This window comes from Streptomyces aquilus (genome assembly GCF_003955715.1).
In the GTDB taxonomy this organism is placed as follows: Bacteria; Actinomycetota; Actinomycetes; order Streptomycetales; family Streptomycetaceae; genus Streptomyces; species Streptomyces aquilus.
This window is the reverse complement of the sequence record NZ_CP034463.1, coordinates 8013710-8030434: the sequence shown is the minus strand read 5'-3', so window position 1 is coordinate 8030434 and position 16725 is coordinate 8013710. Positions and strand designations below refer to the sequence as shown.

General features: G+C 70.1%; 13 protein-coding genes. 10 read left to right on the top strand and 3 right to left on the bottom strand.

Translation table 11 applies throughout. From position 1 onward, the window contains the following. Positions 1–193 precede the first annotated feature (193 nt). The 7 genes from EJC51_RS36845 (at position 194) to EJC51_RS36815 (ending at position 8953) form a co-directional block, all read left to right on the top strand. A complete protein-coding gene (locus EJC51_RS36845; protein WP_126275011.1) occupies positions 194–1453 on the top strand; it encodes an ABC transporter substrate-binding protein in 1260 nt (419 codons plus the stop codon). 20 nt (positions 1454–1473) lie between these two features. Beyond that, a complete protein-coding gene (locus tag EJC51_RS36840) occupies positions 1474–2439 on the top strand; it encodes a carbohydrate ABC transporter permease (RefSeq protein WP_126275010.1) in 966 nt (321 codons plus the stop codon). Next, positions 2436–3320, top strand: coding sequence for a carbohydrate ABC transporter permease (locus tag EJC51_RS36835; RefSeq protein ID WP_126275009.1), 885 nt, complete (start codon positions 2436–2438; stop codon positions 3318–3320). Before EJC51_RS36840 ends, EJC51_RS36835 begins: the two co-directional genes overlap by 4 nt. Positions 3321–3348: 28 nt before the next feature. Continuing rightward, positions 3349–6222, top strand: coding sequence for a glycoside hydrolase family 2 TIM barrel-domain containing protein (locus tag EJC51_RS36830; protein ID WP_126275008.1), 2874 nt, complete (start codon positions 3349–3351; stop codon positions 6220–6222). 124 nt (positions 6223–6346) lie between these two features. Next, positions 6347–7342, top strand: a complete 996-nt coding sequence (locus tag EJC51_RS36825; protein ID WP_126275007.1) for an ABC transporter ATP-binding protein — start codon at positions 6347–6349, stop codon at positions 7340–7342. Position 7343: 1 nt separating this feature from the next. Beyond that, positions 7344–8147, top strand: a complete 804-nt coding sequence (locus EJC51_RS36820; RefSeq protein WP_126275006.1) for an ABC-2 family transporter protein — start codon at positions 7344–7346, stop codon at positions 8145–8147. 23 nt (positions 8148–8170) lie between these two features. Then, entirely contained in the window at positions 8171–8953 is a 783-nt protein-coding gene (locus EJC51_RS36815; protein WP_399582216.1) for an ABC transporter permease, read from the top strand. Between the two features lie 55 nt (positions 8954–9008). Here the strand turns inward: EJC51_RS36815 and EJC51_RS36810 are convergent, their stop codons facing one another. Next, positions 9009–11006 carry a DUF11 domain-containing protein gene (locus EJC51_RS36810; RefSeq protein ID WP_126275004.1) on the bottom strand — a complete coding sequence of 666 codons (1998 nt, stop codon included), beginning with the start codon at positions 11004–11006 and terminating at the stop codon, positions 9009–9011. Between the two features lie 139 nt (positions 11007–11145). Between EJC51_RS36810 and EJC51_RS36805 the strand changes: the two genes are divergently transcribed. Then, positions 11146–11685 (top strand): hypothetical protein, encoded by a 540-nt coding sequence (locus tag EJC51_RS36805; protein WP_126275003.1) that lies wholly within the window; start codon positions 11146–11148, stop codon positions 11683–11685. A gap of 21 nt (positions 11686–11706) precedes the next feature. On the opposite strand, the gene EJC51_RS36800 is transcribed toward EJC51_RS36805, so the two are convergent. After that, positions 11707–13011 carry an MFS transporter gene (locus EJC51_RS36800; RefSeq protein WP_126275002.1) on the bottom strand — a complete coding sequence of 435 codons (1305 nt, stop codon included), beginning with the start codon at positions 13009–13011 and terminating at the stop codon, positions 11707–11709. Further along, positions 13008–13616 carry an ArsR/SmtB family transcription factor gene (locus EJC51_RS36795; protein WP_126275001.1) on the bottom strand — a complete coding sequence of 203 codons (609 nt, stop codon included), beginning with the start codon at positions 13614–13616 and terminating at the stop codon, positions 13008–13010. The genes EJC51_RS36800 and EJC51_RS36795 overlap by 4 nt, the downstream gene beginning before the upstream one ends. Positions 13617–13732: 116 nt before the next feature. Between EJC51_RS36795 and EJC51_RS36790 the strand changes: the two genes are divergently transcribed. Both EJC51_RS36790 and EJC51_RS36785 read left to right on the top strand, forming a co-directional pair. Continuing rightward, positions 13733–15052 carry a jacalin-like lectin gene (locus EJC51_RS36790; protein ID WP_126275000.1) on the top strand — a complete coding sequence of 440 codons (1320 nt, stop codon included), beginning with the start codon at positions 13733–13735 and terminating at the stop codon, positions 15050–15052. Between the two features lie 84 nt (positions 15053–15136). Next, positions 15137–16681 (top strand): hypothetical protein, encoded by a 1545-nt coding sequence (locus EJC51_RS36785; RefSeq protein ID WP_126274999.1) that lies wholly within the window; start codon positions 15137–15139, stop codon positions 16679–16681. The last annotated feature ends 44 nt before the right edge of the window (positions 16682–16725 follow it).

The window sequence follows — 16725 nt, the reverse complement described above, 5'->3', positions numbered from 1 at the left end:
AGAGAGGGTCGCGGGCCGCCGGGACGACGGTCCGCACCTCGTGACGTCCGACATCCCGAACGTCACACAACGCTTCGCACAGACTTCGTCCAACCCCTTGCCGAAGCCTTAGCCGAAGGTTAACGTCCCGCACCGCAACTCCTTTTGAGCCAGGGGCGCTGAGCCGCAGCCGTACTCGAGACAAGGACGTCACATGTCGGCACTGAGCAACAACAACTGGTCCCGCCGATCCCTCTTCCGGGCCGCAGCGGGGATGACGGCCGCCGGGACGCTGGCCGCCTGCGGCAGCAACACCGGCCGTGGCAGCGGCTCCGGGGACACGCTCGTCCAGTACTTCCACGCGTACGGCGAGGCGGGCACCGAGCAGGCCATCAAGCGGTACGCCAAGGCCTACAAGGACGCCAACGTCACGACTCAGTGGATCACCGGCAGCAACTTCGAGAACAAGCTGTTCCCGGCCCTGCTCACCAAGAACGCGCCCGACGTCTTCGAGTTCCACCCGCAGCTTCAGCTGGTGACGAGCGGCCAGGTCGCCGACCTGTCCGACATCATCAACCCGGTCAAGGACGACTTCAACCCGGCCGACATCGCCTCGCACACGGTCGACGGGAAGATATACGGCGTCCGGATGATCGACGACCCGCAGTTCTTCTACTACCGCCCCTCGCTGTTCGAGAAGGCCAAGGTCGAGGTCCCCCAGACGCTGGAGGAGCTGATCGAGGCGGTCAACAAGCTGACGACCGACAAGGTCAAGGGCGCCTTCCTCGGCAACGACATCACCCCCGTCCAGAACCCCCTGATCTGGTCGGCCGGCGCGGACACCCTCAACGCCAAGAACGAGATCGCGTACCACACGGACGCCGTGGCCGACGGTCTCGGCCAGCTGCGCAAGCTGTTCACCAGCGGCAACCTGCTCCTCGACGCCCCCGCCGACTGGTGGGACCCGTCCGCCTTCACGCAGGGCCTGACCGCGATCCAGTGGTGCGGCATGTGGGCCATGCCGGTCATCCAGAAGGCGCTCGGCGACGACGTCGGCATCTTCCCCTTCCCGAAGGTCGGCTCGGCCGGCAAGTTCTCGGTCACCAACGGCGGTTGGTCGATGTTCGTCAACGCCAAGGGCGACAACGTCGACGCGGCCAAGGAATACGTCAAGTGGCTGTGGATCGACCAGAAGAAGTACCAGGAGGACTGGGCGCTCTCCTACGGCTTCCACATCCCGCCGCGCACCTCGATCGCCCAGTCCGCCACCAAGCTCAAGTCGGGTCTGCCGGCCGAGGGCGTCAAGCTCTTCAGCGAGTACGGCCACTTCGACAACATCGGCTGGACGCAGGCCATGATCGCCGCGATCAACGACGTGATCGCCAACTCGGTGCGCAAGGGCGGCAGCCCGGACGCCGCGCTCAGCGCCGCCGACAAGAAGGTCAACGCAGAGCTCAAGAAGCTCTTCGGATAGACCGGCGGACGGATCCCGACATGTCGACCACCACCGAGATCGACCTCGCGAACCCCGCCCCGGCCAAGCCTGCGAAGGCACGGTCGCGGCGGGGCCTGCGGGCCAACGCCACGCTCAACTTCTGGCTGTTCACCGGTCCCTTCCTCATCGGCCTGATCGTCTTCGTGTTCGTGCCGATGGGCTGGAGCATCTACCTCAGCTTCTTCGAGGCCCGCTTCACCGTCTCGCCGAGCAGTTTCATCGGCTTCGACAACTACAAGGCGATCCTCGACAACCCGGACTTCACCGGGTCGCTGGTCACCTTCACCGTGTTCGCCGCGTTCATCGTCCCCACCACCTGGGCGCTCTCGCTCGGGCTGGCGCTGCTGGTGCACCGCATCCGGTTCATGAAGGCGTTCTTCCGGTCGGTGTTCTTCCTGCCCACCGCCGTGTCCTACGTGGCCGCGGCGCTGATCTGGAAGATGTCCATCTTCAACGGCGTCCGCTTCGGCATGGCGAACACGATCCTGAGCTGGTTCGGCGTCGAGAACGTCGCCTGGCTCGCCAACCCCGACCCGCCCTGGTACTGGCTGGTCATCGTGACGCTGCGGCTGTGGTTGCAGGCCGGCTTCTACATGATCCTGTTCCTCGCGGCACTCCAGAACATCCCGGCCGAGCTGTACGAGGCCGCGGCCATCGACGGCGCCAAGCCGGGCTGGCAGACCTTCCGGTACATCACCCTGCCGCAGCTGCGGGCCACCTCCACCGCGGTGATCCTGCTCCTGCTGATCGCCGCCTACCAGGCCTTCGACGAGTTCTGGAACCTGCTGAGCAAGGCGACCTGGGGCCAGCCGCCGCTCGTCGAGCTGTACAAGACGGCACTGGGCGAGAACCAGGACTACGGCCAGGGCAGCGCGGGCGCGGTCATCCTGACCCTGCTCATCCTGGTCATCACGCTGTTCCAGGGCAGGATCATGGGCTTCGGAAGGGGTGAGGAGTCCAAGTGACCACCACCGCACCTGACCTCGGGAAGACTCCCGCGAACGCGAAGAAGAAGCGCGGCGGCGGGGTCATCGGCAACACCGGTCTCTACCTCGCCACCGGCGTCGCCGCCCTGCTCTTCCTCATCCCCTTCTACCTGATCGTCCGCAACGCCCTGATGACGGACCCGGAGATCACGGGCGAGAACTGGAAGTGGTTCCCCACCGACATCCAGTGGGGCAACATCACCGAGCCGTTCAAGGACGAGACCGTCGACTTCGGCCGCGCCCTGTGGAACTCGTGGGTCGTCGCGATCCTGCACACCAGCGGCATCCTGCTGATCTGCTCGCTCGCCGGTTACGGTCTGGCCCGCATCCCGTACAAGCACGCCAACAAGGTCTTCTACGGCGTCCTGGTCACCCTGATGATCCCGACCGCGGTGACCTTCGTGCCCAGCTTCGTGCTGGTGTCCTCGCTGGGCTGGGTCGACACCTATCGCGGTCTGATCATCCCGGGCCTGTTCAGTGGTTTCACCTGCTTCCTGTTCCGGCAGTACTTCCTGGGGTTCCCCAAGGAGCTGGAGGAGGCGGCGCGCGTGGACGGACTCTCGTACTGGGGGGCGTACTGGCGGGTCGTCGTGCCCAACTCGCTGAACTTCTTCGCGGCGATGGCCACGATCACGTTCATCAGCGGCTGGAACTCCTTCCTGTGGCCCCTGGTCATCGGCCAGGACCCCAGCGCCTGGACCATCCAGGTCGCGCTGTCCGCGTACATGACCAACCAGACCGTGAACTACCACCTGATCTTCATGTCCACGGCCATCTCCATCCTGCCCCTGGTGCTGGTCTTCCTCTTCCTCCAGCGCTGGCTGGTGCAGGGGATCGCGCAGACCGGCATCAAGGGCTGACATCCCGTTCCGAACGACCTGGAGACCGATGTCCTTCCGCACCACCGACGTCGACTACATAGAGGACGTCTCGCCCGGCAGCGGGGCCCTCCCGCCCCGCGCCTGGTACGCCTCCTCCGACGCCACGTCCCTGTCCCTGAACGGCAGCTGGCGCCTGAGGGTGTCCCCGACCGCCGACGCCGAGGACGACTCGTTCGCCGAGGAGGGCTACGACGCCGGGGACTGGGCCGAGGTCACGGTCCCCGGGCACTGGGTCCTCCAGGGCGACGGCGCCTTCGGGAAGCCCGTCTACACCAACCACCTCTACCCCTTCCCGGTCGACCCGCCGCACGTGCCGACGGAGAACCCGACCGGCGACCACCTGCGCGTCTTCGACCTGCCGGACGACTGGCCCGCGCTCGACGAGGGCGGAGCCGTCCTGCGGTTCGACGGTGTGGAGTCCTGCGCCCGCGTCTGGCTCAACGGCACGGACATCGGCGAGTTCAAGGGCTCGCGCCTGGCGCACGAGTTCGCGGTCGGGCATCTGCTGAAGCCGTCCGGCAACGTCCTCGCGGTCCGCGTCCACCAGTGGTCGGCCGGCTCCTACCTGGAGGACCAGGACCAGTGGTGGCTGCCCGGCATCTTCCGTGACGTCACCCTGCTGCACCGCCCGGCGGGCGGCGTCCTCGACTTCTTCGTGCACGCCGACTACGACCACGTCACCGGCGAGGGCACCCTGCGCGTCGACTCCGACGTCGACGGGCGGGTGCTCGTGCCGGCCCTGGACATCGATGTCGCGACCGGTGCGCCGGTGACGGTCCCGGTCGAGCCGTGGAGCGCCGAGACGCCGAAGCTGTACGACGGTGAACTGGTCACCGAGGGCGAGCGGGTGCCGTTGCGGATCGGCTTCCGCACGGTCGTCCTGGAGGACGGCCTCATCAAGGTCAACGGCCGGCCGATCCTCTTCAAGGGCGTCAACCGGCACGAGTGGCACCCGCGGACGGGCCGCGCGCTGGACCTCGCGACCATGCGCGAGGACGTGCTGCTGATGAAGCGGCACAACCTCAACGCGGTGCGCACCTCGCACTACCCGCCGCACCCGGCATTCCTGGACCTGTGCGACGAGTACGGCCTGTGGGTCATCGACGAGTGCGACCTGGAGACCCACGGCTTCACCGAGCAGGACTGGCGGGACAACCCCGTCGACGACGACCGCTGGACCCCGGCCCTCCTGGACCGTGCGGCCCGCATGGTCGAGCGCGACAAGAACCACCCGTCGATCGTGTTCTGGTCGCTGGGCAACGAGGCCGGCACCGGTCGCGGCCTGACCGCCATGGCCGAGTGGATCCACAGCCGGGACACCTCGCGCCTCGTGCACTACGAGGGCGACTGGAACTGCCGTGACACGGACGTGTATTCGCGCATGTACGCGAGCCACGCCGAGGTGGAGGCCATCGGCAAGGAGCTCGACGGCGGCACCCTGAAGCGGCGCGGGCTCCCCTTCATCCAGTGCGAGTACGGGCACGCCATGGGCAACGGCCCGGGCGGGATCGCCGACTACCAGGAGCTGTTCGAGAAGTACGACCGCATCCAGGGCGGCTTCATCTGGGAGTGGATCGACCACGGCATCGAGCACGCCGAGCTGGGCTACGCCTACGGCGGCGACTTCGGCGAGGAGCTGCACGACGGCAACTTCGTCTGCGACGGCCTGATCTTCCCCGACCGCACCCCCTCCCCCGGGCTCGCCGAGTACAAGAAGGTCATCGAGCCGGTCCGCATCGAGGGCGACGGCGCCGACGGCACCGTACGGGTGACGAACAGGTACGACTTCGCCGACCTGTCGGCGCTCGCCTTCGTGTGGTCGTACCAGGTGGACGGCGCGACGGTGGAGTCCGGCTCGCTGTCGGTGCCCGCGCTGAAGCCGGGCGAGTCCGCCGACGTGAAGCTGCCGGAGCCGCCCGCTCACCAGGGCCCGGCGGAGACCGGGTGGACGGTGCGGGCGACGCTCGCCGCCGACACGGCGTGGGGCGAGCGCGGGCACGAGGTGGCGTGGGGTCAGTTCCCGGGTGCCGTACGGGTGTTGCCGTCCGTGGCGGCCACCGACGGGCCCGTGCGCGACGGACGGACGATCACGCTCGGCCCGGCCGCCTTCGACGCCCGCACCGGCACGCTCACGTCGATCGGCGGAGTGTCCGTCGAGGGGCTGCGCCTGGACGTGTGGCGGGCGCCCACCGACAACGACGAGGGCACCGACTGGGTGTCGGGCGTCCAGTACTCCGTGCTGTGGCGCACGCTGGGCCTGCACCGGATGCGGCACCGGCTCGACGCGGTGGAGCTCACCGACGACACGCTGACGGTGCGCACCCGGGTGGCTCCGGCCGCCCGTGAGGTGGGACTGGCCACCGTGTACCGGTGGACCTCCGACGGCAGCCGGCTGAAGCTGACGGTGTCCGTGGCGCCCGAGGGCGAGTGGAAGGTGCCGCTGCCCCGCCTCGGCGTCCGGCTCGGGCTCGCCGAGGCCGAGGCGGTGACGTGGTTCGGCGGCGGTCCCGGCGAGGCGTACCCCGACACCCGTGCGGCATCGCGGATCGGCCTGTGGACGTCCACCGTGGACGACCTCCAGACGCCGTATCTGCGTCCGCAGGAGAACGGCGCCCGGGGCGACGTCCGGTGGGCGCGGCTCGGCGGTCTGCGGATCGAGGGCGACCCGGAGTTCGCGTTCAGCGCCCGCCGCTGGACGAACGAGCAGCTGGAGGCGGCCTCGCACCTGACCGACCTCAAGGCCGGGGACACGGTGTGGGTGAACCTCGACCACGGGCAGAACGGCGTCGGTTCACAGTCGTGCGGCCCTGGCCCGCTGCCGCGGCACCAACTGACGGCCGCACCGGCCGAGTTCTCGTTCGTGTTCTCGACCGACAAGTAAACAGACCATTAATCGATTGACCGATTGATCGACTTTCCGACACTGTCGGGACGTCGTCGGCGGCCGGTCGGCGCCTCTGCCGACCGGCCGCACTTCTTTTGTCCTGCGAAGGAGTTGATGCCACTTGAATGCCGGTATAGAGGTCCGCGGACTGTCCCGCACCTTCCACACCACCGTCCGCCGTCCGGGCTTCACGGGAGCGGTCCGCTCCCTGGTGAACCCCGAGCGGGTCGCCAAGCACGCCGTCACCGACATCACCTTCGACGTCGCCCCCGGTGAACTCCTGGCCCTGCTGGGCCCGAACGGCGCCGGCAAGTCCACCACCATCAAGATGCTCACCGGCATCCTCACCCCCACCTCCGGGCATGCCCGGGTCGCGGGCGTGACGCCCTACGAGGAACGGGAGCGCAACGCCCGCAACATCGGCGCGGTGTTCGGGCAGCGCACCCAGCTGTGGTGGGACCTGCCGGTGCGGGAGTCGTTCGCGATCCTGCGGGACATCTACGCCGTGCCGAAGGCCGAACACGCCGCCCGGCTGGAGGAGTTCGACGCGCTGCTCGACCTCTCCTCCTTCTGGGACACCCGGGTGCGCCACCTCTCCCTCGGCCAGCGCGTGCGCAGCGACCTGGCCGCCGCCCTTCTCCACGACCCGCAGGTCGTCTTCCTCGACGAGCCCACCATCGGCATGGACGTGGTGGTGAAGGAGCAGGTGCGGGAGTTCCTGCGCCACCAGGTCACGGAGCGCGGCCGTACGGTCCTGCTCACCACCCACGACATGACCGAGGTCGAGCGGCTGGCCGAACGGGTCGTCCTCGTCAACCACGGGCGGCTCGTCCTGGACGGCACCCTCGACGAGATCCGCCGCAAGTTCGGCTCGACCTGGCAGGTCCGGGCGACGCTGGCCGACGCGCACGCGGAGGTCGCCGCGCTGCCGGGCGTCGCCCTGCTCCAACGGACCGGCCCCCAGGTCGTGTTCGGGCCGGACGGCCCCGACGCCCCGACCGTGCACCAGGCGCTGAAGGCCGTCATCGAGCGCCACGAGGTCACGGACGTCGCCCTCGACGAGGCGGACCTGGAAGACGTGATGCGGGCCGCCTACGTCCACGGGGAAGAGGTCTGACATGGCGATGCTCCACGCCTGGCGCGCCGCCCGCGTCACCCCGCTCGGCGAGCTGCACACCCCGCCCCGGATGACCGCCGTACTGCTGCGCCTCACCGTGCAGACCGTGCTGGTGGCATCGCTGTGGCACGGCCTGTACGCCGACACCGGCACCACCGCCGGACTGAGCCGCGACCAGGCGGTGACGTACGCCGTGCTGGCCGTACTCGCCTCCAGGATGCGCGAGTTGGACCAGTACGCGGGCCGCGACACCGTGCTCCAGCACATGCACTTCGGCACGATCGTCTATTGGTACCTGCGCCCGCTGCCCCCGCAGCGCTACCACGCCCTGCGCGCGCTCGGCGAGAAGCTGTACGGGTTCGCCTGGGCGCTGGCCGGATACGCGGTGTGCCGCACGGCCGGAGTCGTCGAACCGCCCGAGTCGGCGGCGACGGCGGGGGTGTTCGTGCTGAGTCTGCTGCTCGGCCAACTCGTCCTGTACTACGTGCTGCTCGTCCTGGACCAGCTGTGTTTCTGGACGGTCCGCAACAACGCGGCGATGCTCATCCTGATCTTCGCGCAGAACCTGCTGTCCGGCGTGTACGCGCCCTTGTGGTTCTTCCCGGACTGGTTCGTGACCCTGAGCGCGTTCCTGCCCTTCCAGGCGACGCTCAACGTGCCGCTGTCGCTCTACATCGGCCGCATCCCGCTGTCGGACGCCGGTCTCCAACTCGCCGTGCAGGCCGCCTGGGTGGTGGCGCTGCACCTGTTCACCCGGTTCCTGTGGCGGCGGGCCGCCCTTCGTGTCATGTCCCAGGGAGGCTGAGGACCGTGCATTCCCTGCGGATCATGTGGCGCATCACGCTGCTCAACTTCCGTGCCCAGCTGGAGTACCGCACCGAGTTCCTGCTGATGGTCGCGATCGGCGCGATCTGGCAGGTGTCGGTGCTCGTGTTCGCGACGGTGCTGCTGGCCCGGTTCACCGGGATGGGCGGCTGGGACAGCTCCGAGGTCCTGCTGATCCCGGCGACCCGGATGCTGGCGCACGCCCTGTTCGTCCTCTTCCTGGGCCGGGTGCACGGCGCCGGCCGGCAGATCCAGGAGGGCAGGATCGACACGTACCTCCTGCGCCCGATGCCGGTGCACCGCCAGCTCCAGCTGGCCTTCTTCCCCACCAACGCGATCGGCGACCTGACGGTGGCGGTGGGCCTGATGATCGGTGCGCTCAGCCGCAGCGAACTGGACTGGACGCCGGGCCGGATCGGCTACCTGGCCGCCGCGGTCATCGGCGGGCTGTTCCTGGAGGCCGCCCTGTTCACGGCGCTGGCCAGTGCGTCGCTGCGCTTCCCGGCCGCCGACTACTGGAGCTACTGGCTGGAGGAGCTCCTCGGCACGTTCGGCAGCTATCCGCTGAACGTCCTGCCGCGCGCGGTGGGCGGCTTCCTGACGTACGGTCTTCCGCTCGCGTTCGTCGCGTACTTCCCGGTCGCCGTCCTGACCGGCCACGGCCATGACACCGGCGCCCCCTACTGGCTGGCGGCGGCCTCGCCGCTGCTCGGGGTGGTGGCGTATCTGGGGGCGCGGTGGCTGTGGCGGTGGAGCCTGCGGCACTACAGCGGGATCAACGGCTGACGCCACTGGCCGGGCCCCTTGCAGGCGGCCCGGCCAGTGGCATGCGGAGTGATCGTCAGGGACAGCTGAGGCGGGTGTCGCCGGTGTCCGTCGTGCAGGTGTCGGTGCCGAAGCCGCCGTTGGCGGTGTCGTTGCCGGAGACGCTGTCGACCGTGTTCAGGCGGTCGTTGCCGTAGTTGCCGATCAGGTTGTCGTTGCCGGGGCCGCCGTTGAGGGTGTCGTCGTCGAAGCCACCGTCGACGCGGTCGTTGCCGTAGTTGCCGTACGCGGTGTCGCTGCCGTAGCTCGCGTTGATGGTGTCGTCGCCGCCGAGGCCGCAGATCACGTCGGTGCCGTAGGTCCCGGTGATCGTGTCGTTGCCGCTGGTGCCGATGCGGGTGCAGCCGCGGGCGTTGTTGACCGTGGTGGTCACCGTGGCGGTGTTGTTCGCGGTCGCCGGGTCGGTCTGGGTGGCGGCGACCGTGGCCTTGTCGGTGAGGGTGCCGGTGGCCCGGGGTTCGGCGACGACGGTCACGGTGGCCTTGGCGCCCGGTGCGAGGGTGCCGAGGGCGCAGGAGACGGCGGTCGTGCAGGTGCCCTGGGAGGCGGTCGCCGAGACGACGGAGCCGGCCGGGCCGGTGAGGGTGTCGGTGAGGGTCACGCCGGTGGCGCTCGTGGTGGTGCTGGTGTTGGTGACGGTCACGGTGTACGTGGCCCGGTCGCCGATGCTCACCGTGGCGGTGCCGGTCTTGGTGACCGACAGGTCGACGCCGGTGGGCGGGGGCGGCGGAGGGGTGCCGGTGCCGCCGAGGTAGCGGGCGAGGGCGCGGTCGTCGCCGGTGTCGCCGGCCGCGACGATCTTTCCGTCGGTCTGGAGGGCGAGGGCGCCCACCCGGTCGAAGGCGCCGAAGTCGGTGGTGGTCCGGCCGCCGGTCGCGAAGCCCGTGTCGGCGGTGCCGTCGGCGTTGTAGCGGGCCAGCGCGAAGTCGGTGCCCGCGGAACCGCCGGCGAGGATCCGGTCGTCGGGCTGGACGGCGAGGTCGTTCACCGCGGACGTGGGGCCGAAGTCGGTGGTGACGACGCCGCCGGTGCCGAAGCCGCCGTCGAGGGTGCCGTCCAGGTTGTAGCGGACCAGGGTGAAGTCCTCGCCGGTGCCACCGGACATGAGGATCTTGCCGGTGGACTGGACGGCCACGGTCTCGCCCCAGTTGTAGCCGCCGAGGTCCGTGGTGACCTTGCCGTCGCCGCCGAAGGTGGTGTCGAGGCTGCCGTCGGGGTTGTAGCGGGCCAGGGCGAAGTCGAAGGAGGTCTCGCCCGAGTAGCCGACCAGCACGATCTTGCCGTTCGACTGCACCGCCATGTCCTTCGCGATGGCGCCGCCCTCCGCGCTGAAGGAGGTGTCGACGACACCGTCGCCGTCGAAGGAGGTGTCGAGGGTGCCGTTCGGCAGAAGGCGCACCAGCGCGAAATCGCCGCCGGCGCGGGCCCCGGCGAGGATCTTGCCGTCCGGCAGCACCGCGACGCCGGCGGCGTCCTCGGCCCCGCCCGCGAGACCGGGGCTGATCCAGCCGTCGCCGCCGCCGAAGGAGGTGTCGAGGCTGCCGTCGGTGGTGTAGCGGGCCACCGTGAACCAGCAGCAGCCGGCGAACTCGTCGTCGGTCTCCTGATGGCGCCCGACCACGACGATCTTCCCGTCGCCCTGGAGCGCCACCCCCTGGGCGATGTCCTCGCCGAACTCGAAGTCGGTCAGCACCTCGCCGTCGCCGCCGAAGGAGGTGTCCGGGGTGCCGTCGGGGTTGTGGCGCAGCACGGTGAAGTCGGACGCGTCGAAGTCGGAGCCCTGGCTGGAACCGACGGTGACGATCTTGCCGTTGCCGGCCTGTACGGCGACGTCCTGGGCGTCGGCGCGGAACCCGCTGTCGACGACGACTTTCCCGCCCGTGCCGAACGAGGTGTCGAGATCACCGGGTGCGGCGAGGGCGCTGCCCGGCAGGGCGACGACGAGCGCGAGTGCGGCTGCGCCCCGCAGGACCGCCGCGCGCAGAGATCCCCGTAGGGAGTCAAGGGTGGACATGCGCCCAGCTTCCGGACGCCGGTACGACACGGTGGCGTGGCTGGCCGGTGCCTGGTCCCACTGGGCCGCACACTTCCACCCCACGGGGTGACCGGACCGACAATCGGCCCGCGCGGCCTGCGGCATAGGGTCGGGCGCGATGGACGAGCGACAGGAAAAGGAACGGGCGTACGCCGCCGAGGGGGCCGTGTGGTCGCGGCTCGCCGGGCTGCTGCCGGGCGCCGAGGACGTGGACGGGATCCAGGGGTGCTGGGACATCGGTGAGCAGGAGGCCGGTCTGTTCCGGCTGGTGGACCGGCTGTTCGAGCTGGGGCTGTCCGTGGACGACCGGACGCGGGCCGACCTCGCGGCGATGGCCCAGCAGTGGGGGGTGTGGGACCAACTGGCCACGGACATCGTCGATCTGCCCGGCTTCGAGGGGAAGGTGCGGGTGGTCGAGGGTCTGGAGCCGGTCCACCGGGCCGGTGGTCTGGCGCTGGTGCCGTGGATGCGGTGCGAGCCGTGCGGCCGCATCCTGGCGCTGGAGCACCGGCGCGAGGCGTGGGGCGCCCTGTCGTTCTCACCGGTGTCGTACGTCGTGTCCGTCCCGGACGGCTCGGGCACCCAGCTCGTGATCGACGCCGAGGGGGCGGACGCGGTGTGGCGGGCGCTCGACGCGTTGACGGCGAGCTGCCGGTAGGGAGCTGGCCACCGGCGCGGCTCAGGCGTCGACGAGGTCGTACCGCTCCATGGAGTCCAGGCCGCGGATGCCCGGTATCGGTGACGGCAGCAGCCACAGGAGCGACAGCATGCCGCCGACTGCCGCCACGACAAAGGTCGTTCGCAGTCCGACGCCGGTGGCGAGCGCGCCTCCGGCGACGGCGCCGAGCGGCCGTATCCCGTAGTTGACGGTGCTGTACGCGCCGGTGACCCGACTGCGCATCTCACCCGGAATCGCCGCGGCCATCAGCGAGTTGAGGTTGACGTCGAAGATCATGACGCCGAGGCCGATGAGGAACTGGGCCCCGCCCAGCACCCCGGCACGCGCCCACAGCGGACCGTCGGCCACGACCACGAGGGCGAAGGGCGCCGGGAACAGCACGGCCCCGACGGCGACGGCGCGGCCGATGCCGATCCGGCGCGACACCCAGGGCGCGAGCAGCGCGCCGACGAGGGAGCCGCTCGCACCGATGCCGAGCGTCAACCCGATGACTCCGGGCGGGAGATGGAGCTCACGGTCGGCGAACAGCACGACCAGGCCGCTGCCCGTCAGGAACGTGAAGAAGTTGATGGTCGTCGTACAGCCGAGACTAGCCCGCAGCACCGGATGACGGAGGACGAACACCAGCCCCTGCCGGGCGCCGTGCCACACGCCTCGCCGGTTCCGGCGCTCCGGCACCGGTTCCTCGACCCGTACCCGGCGCAGCAGGAGCGCCGAGCCGAGGAAGGACACGGCGTCCACGACGACCGCGACCGGCGCGGTGAGCGCCTGCACGAGCCCTCCGCCCAGCGCGGGCCCGGCGATGAAGGAGGCCGAACGGGCCGCGCTGAACTTGCTGTTGGCGTCGACGTACGACGTCCGCGGCAGCAGCCAGGTGAAGAGGGGCGTGAACGCGCAGCCCGCCACCACGCCCGCGACACCGCACAGCAGGACGACGGCGAAGAGGTGCGCCGTCGTCAACATGCCCCACAGGTAGGCGGCCGGCAGGGTCAGCAGCACGGCCGCGCGGAACACGTCGCACCCGATGATCAGCCGCCGTTTCCCCGCACGGCCGTCGACCCACGCCCCCAGCAGCATCCCGAGCAGATTCGGCGCCCAGGCCAGCGCGGTCAGCCACGCCACCTGGCCGGCGGAGGCGTCCAGCACGGTGACGGCGATGAGCGGCACGGCCACCTCGGAGACCCGGTCGCCGACCTGCGAGACCGCGCTGCTCGCCCATGTGAGAAGAAAGGGCCGCTCACGCCACAGGGAGCCGGCATCTCGCCCAGAAGCAGCGCGCGCGGCGTCATCTCCCCCCGGGGTCACTCCCCCTCGCCCGCTTCCGGCAGCGCGTACCGCAGCAGCCGTACGCCCCGTGTGCCCGGTGGGCGGTCCGCGGCGTCGCGTGTCACGTACGGCGCGAGTACGGCCTCCACCGCGTCCTCGATCGCGGCGAGCTCCTCGGCGGAGACCACGACACGGGTGTTGGCGAGCCGGGCGACCCGGCGCCAGGCGGGCTCCAGTTCCGGCTCGGTCTCGGCCGCCCAGCGTTCGATCTGCTGGGCGCCCCGGGCGAACATCTCCATGCCGAGGGCCCGCGCGGCCGACAGTCCGTCCTCGTCGTCCGGCATCTCGAAGCGGAACCCACGGGCCACCGCCTCCCACCGCCGTTCGCGCCGGTCGACGCTCCCCTCGGCGTCCCGCACCAGCCCGAAGCCGGCGAGATGGCGCAGATGCCAGCTGGTCACGGACGGGGTCGCACCGACGTGCGGCGACAACTGGGTCGCTGTGGCGGGCCCGTTGCGCTGGAGCCGCTCCAGGACGGCCAGCCGTACGGGGTGCGCGAGCGCCCGCATGGTCTTCGGGTCGGTGATCTCGATGTCACCGAGGCGGTTGCCGGACGTGCCGTGAGGACGAGCGTCGGGTTCCATGACGTGAGAGTGTCCTCTCACAAAATATGAGAGTCAACTCTCACGTCACCTGTGAATGTTGAACAGTTTTCTCAACTACCCTTTTTAATCACTCGCGTTGACATGAACATGGACCCATGAGACGACTCCTCGGCACCCTCGCGGCCGCGGCCCTGGCCCTCACCGGCCTCACCGCCACCGGTACGACACCGGCCGCCGCTGCCACCACCGGCACCTTCAACGTGCTCACGTACAACGTCGCCGGCCTCCCGGAAGGCCTGAGTTCGGGACATCCACAGACCAACACCCCGCTGATCTCCCCCCGGTTGGCGCCGTACGACATCGTCAACGTGCAGGAGGACTTCAACTACCACGCGGCCCTGTACGCGGGCGACAACCACCCCTACCGCACCGCGACCAGCGGCGGCGTCCCCTTCGGTGACGGCCTCAACACCCTGTCGGACTACGCCTTCGACGACTTCGAGCGGGTGAAGTGGAACGACTGCACCGGCACCAACTGCCTGACTCCGAAGGGCTTCTCCCTCGCCCGGGTGCGGCTGGCCGAGGGCGTCTACGTGGACCTGTACAACGTCCACACCAACGCCGACGACACCGACGACGCGCTGGCCGCCCGCCGCGCCAACGTCAAGCAGCTCTCCGACTTCATCCAGGCGAACTCCGCGGGCAACGCGGTGATCGTCATGGGGGACACGAACACCCGCTACACCCGCTCCGGCGACAACATCCGCACGCTGGCCGACGAGAACGGCCTCACGGACGCGTGGGTGCAGCTGGTGAAGGGCGGGGTGCGGCCGACGCAGGGCGCGGACCCGCTGGTGTGCCCGACGACGGCGCCCACCAACAGCTGCGAGGTCGTGGACAAGGTCCTGTACCGGGGCAGCAAGCTGTTCTCCCTCACGGCCACCCGCTACAACGACGAATGGGCGTCGTTCCTCGACTCCGCGGGCGGCAACCTCTCCGACCACTTCCCGCACACGGTCGACTTCTCCTACACCCTCAACTCGTCCCTGAAGGCGAGCGACTTCTTCGGCGGCCCGCACGGCACCGCCTTCAACGACGCGGACGACCTCCCGTCCACCGTCTCCCCGCGCACCCTCACCCTGCGCGGCGCCTCCCGCCTCGACGGGGTCTCGCTCACCCACGACGGCGGTACGACGATCGGTCACGGCGGTACGGGCGGCACGGCGACGTCGCTGACCCTGGCGTCCGGCGAGCACCTCACGTCCGTGAAGCTGACGCAGGGTCAGAAGGACGGCCGCACCAGGATCTTCTCGGCGGCGTTCACCACGGACAAGGGCCGCACCCTGTCCTCCGGCACGGCGACCTCGGACACGAAGACCTTCACGGCACCGACGGGCTGGCAGATCGCCGGCTTCACGGGCCGCGCGGGCGACGAGATCGACAAGCTGGGCGTGCTGTACGCGCCGATCGGCTGACGGGGCCGCCGAGCGGCCCGAGTTGGAGTTTCCGGGGTCCGGCCTGTACGTAAGGAGTGATCCGTACACGCTGGAGGGGGACCGGTGACGCCGGAGGCTCTTGGACCGTTCAACCGCCGGGTTCGCCTGGTCGTCGAGGTCCGCGACGACCAGGACGAACGAGAGCTGGCCGGCCGCCTGTTCGAGGCCCAGGGCTGGGGGGTGCGGCCGGTCCGGGACAGTGACGCGGTCACCCCCGACGACGGGTACACGGCGTTCATCGTCGAGATACCCGTGCACGGCTCGCGCTGGACGGCCCGCGGGGCGGCCGTCGAGCGGCTGACCTCGCTCGCGGACCGGCGGAAGGTCGACGTATGGGTGCGGGAGACCAAGCTGGTCCCGCTCAAGCCGGCCGTGCCGCACACCACTTATCACGTGCATCACAAGGTGCCCGAGGGGGCGGGCCCCGTCCTGCGCCGGCTCGCCGAGCAGTGGATCGCCGTGGGCGGGTGGGACGTACGGCACACCCTGCATCTGCGCGGGGAGCCCGGCGACGACCAACGCGAGCGGGCGCTGGCCGAGTTGGAGGCGCGCAACATCGGCGGTCGGCCGTTCGACCGGGAGGTGCACGACGTCCGGGTGGCGATGGGACCGGCGAGCAACGAGACGTCGGCCGATCCGCGACGGCGGGCGCTCACGGTCGGGGTGGTGATCACGGTCGCCCTGGCATGCCTGGCGTCCGGCATCGTTCTCGGCGCCTTCTCGACCCCGTGGCGATGGGCGGCCCTGCTGCCTCCCGCCGGGCTCGCCTGGCCGGTGGGCGCCTGGCTGACCTCCAACGCGCCCCGTCCGTGGCCGGTCAGGCTGGGGTGCGGTGCGGTGTTCATGGCGGCCCTGACCTTCGGGGGCTACCTCTGGGTGAGCTCCCAAGAGGCGAGCCTGTCCCAGCAGTTCGTCTGGCTCCTCGTCACCCTGGGCATCGGCTTCGTCGCCCTCGGCCTCTGGTACGCGCTCAGTGCGTCGTGGTTCAGCCGCAACGTGCAGTGGTTCCTGCCGGTGCTCGCCGCGCCGCTGCCGTTCGTCGTCCCGTGGGTCGGGGCGTTCCTGCACGCGGTGTACCTGGAGGACATGTTCGGCATCCCGGCGGACTCGGTGCACGTCGGCTTCTTCTGGCAGTACGCCGTGGCGCTCAAGCCCCTGGCCGTGGCGGTGGCGTGTGTCCTGACGGCCCTCGCCGTGGGCGGCTGGGCCCGGCACTTCAACGTGGCGCCGTCCGTCAGCGGCTTCTTCCGGCTGATGCTGGTACTGGCCGGGCTGGTCGCGGTGCTGACGACCGTGACACTCTCCCTGCACACGACGGAGAAGGCCGCCGACCGGGCGATGAACGCGGCAGCCGAGGGCCGCCGTCCCCCCGCCTACTACGGCCTCCAGCCCGAACTGGTCTGCATACACCCCCTCGCCCGGCGGATCCCGGTCATCAACGGCCCCGCCCCCACCACCCACCCCGTCCTGTCCTTCCAGGCGAGCGGCGACACCCTCTGGCTCTGGGACCCATCCCCGTCCCACGGCGACGACACCACCCGCCACGCCCTACGCCTGCGCGCGGAGGACGTGACGCTGACGGCGGCGACCGGCAGACACTGCCGGTGACCCTGTGGGCACTAGCGTGTAACCTAGGGTCTCTAGGTTGGTCG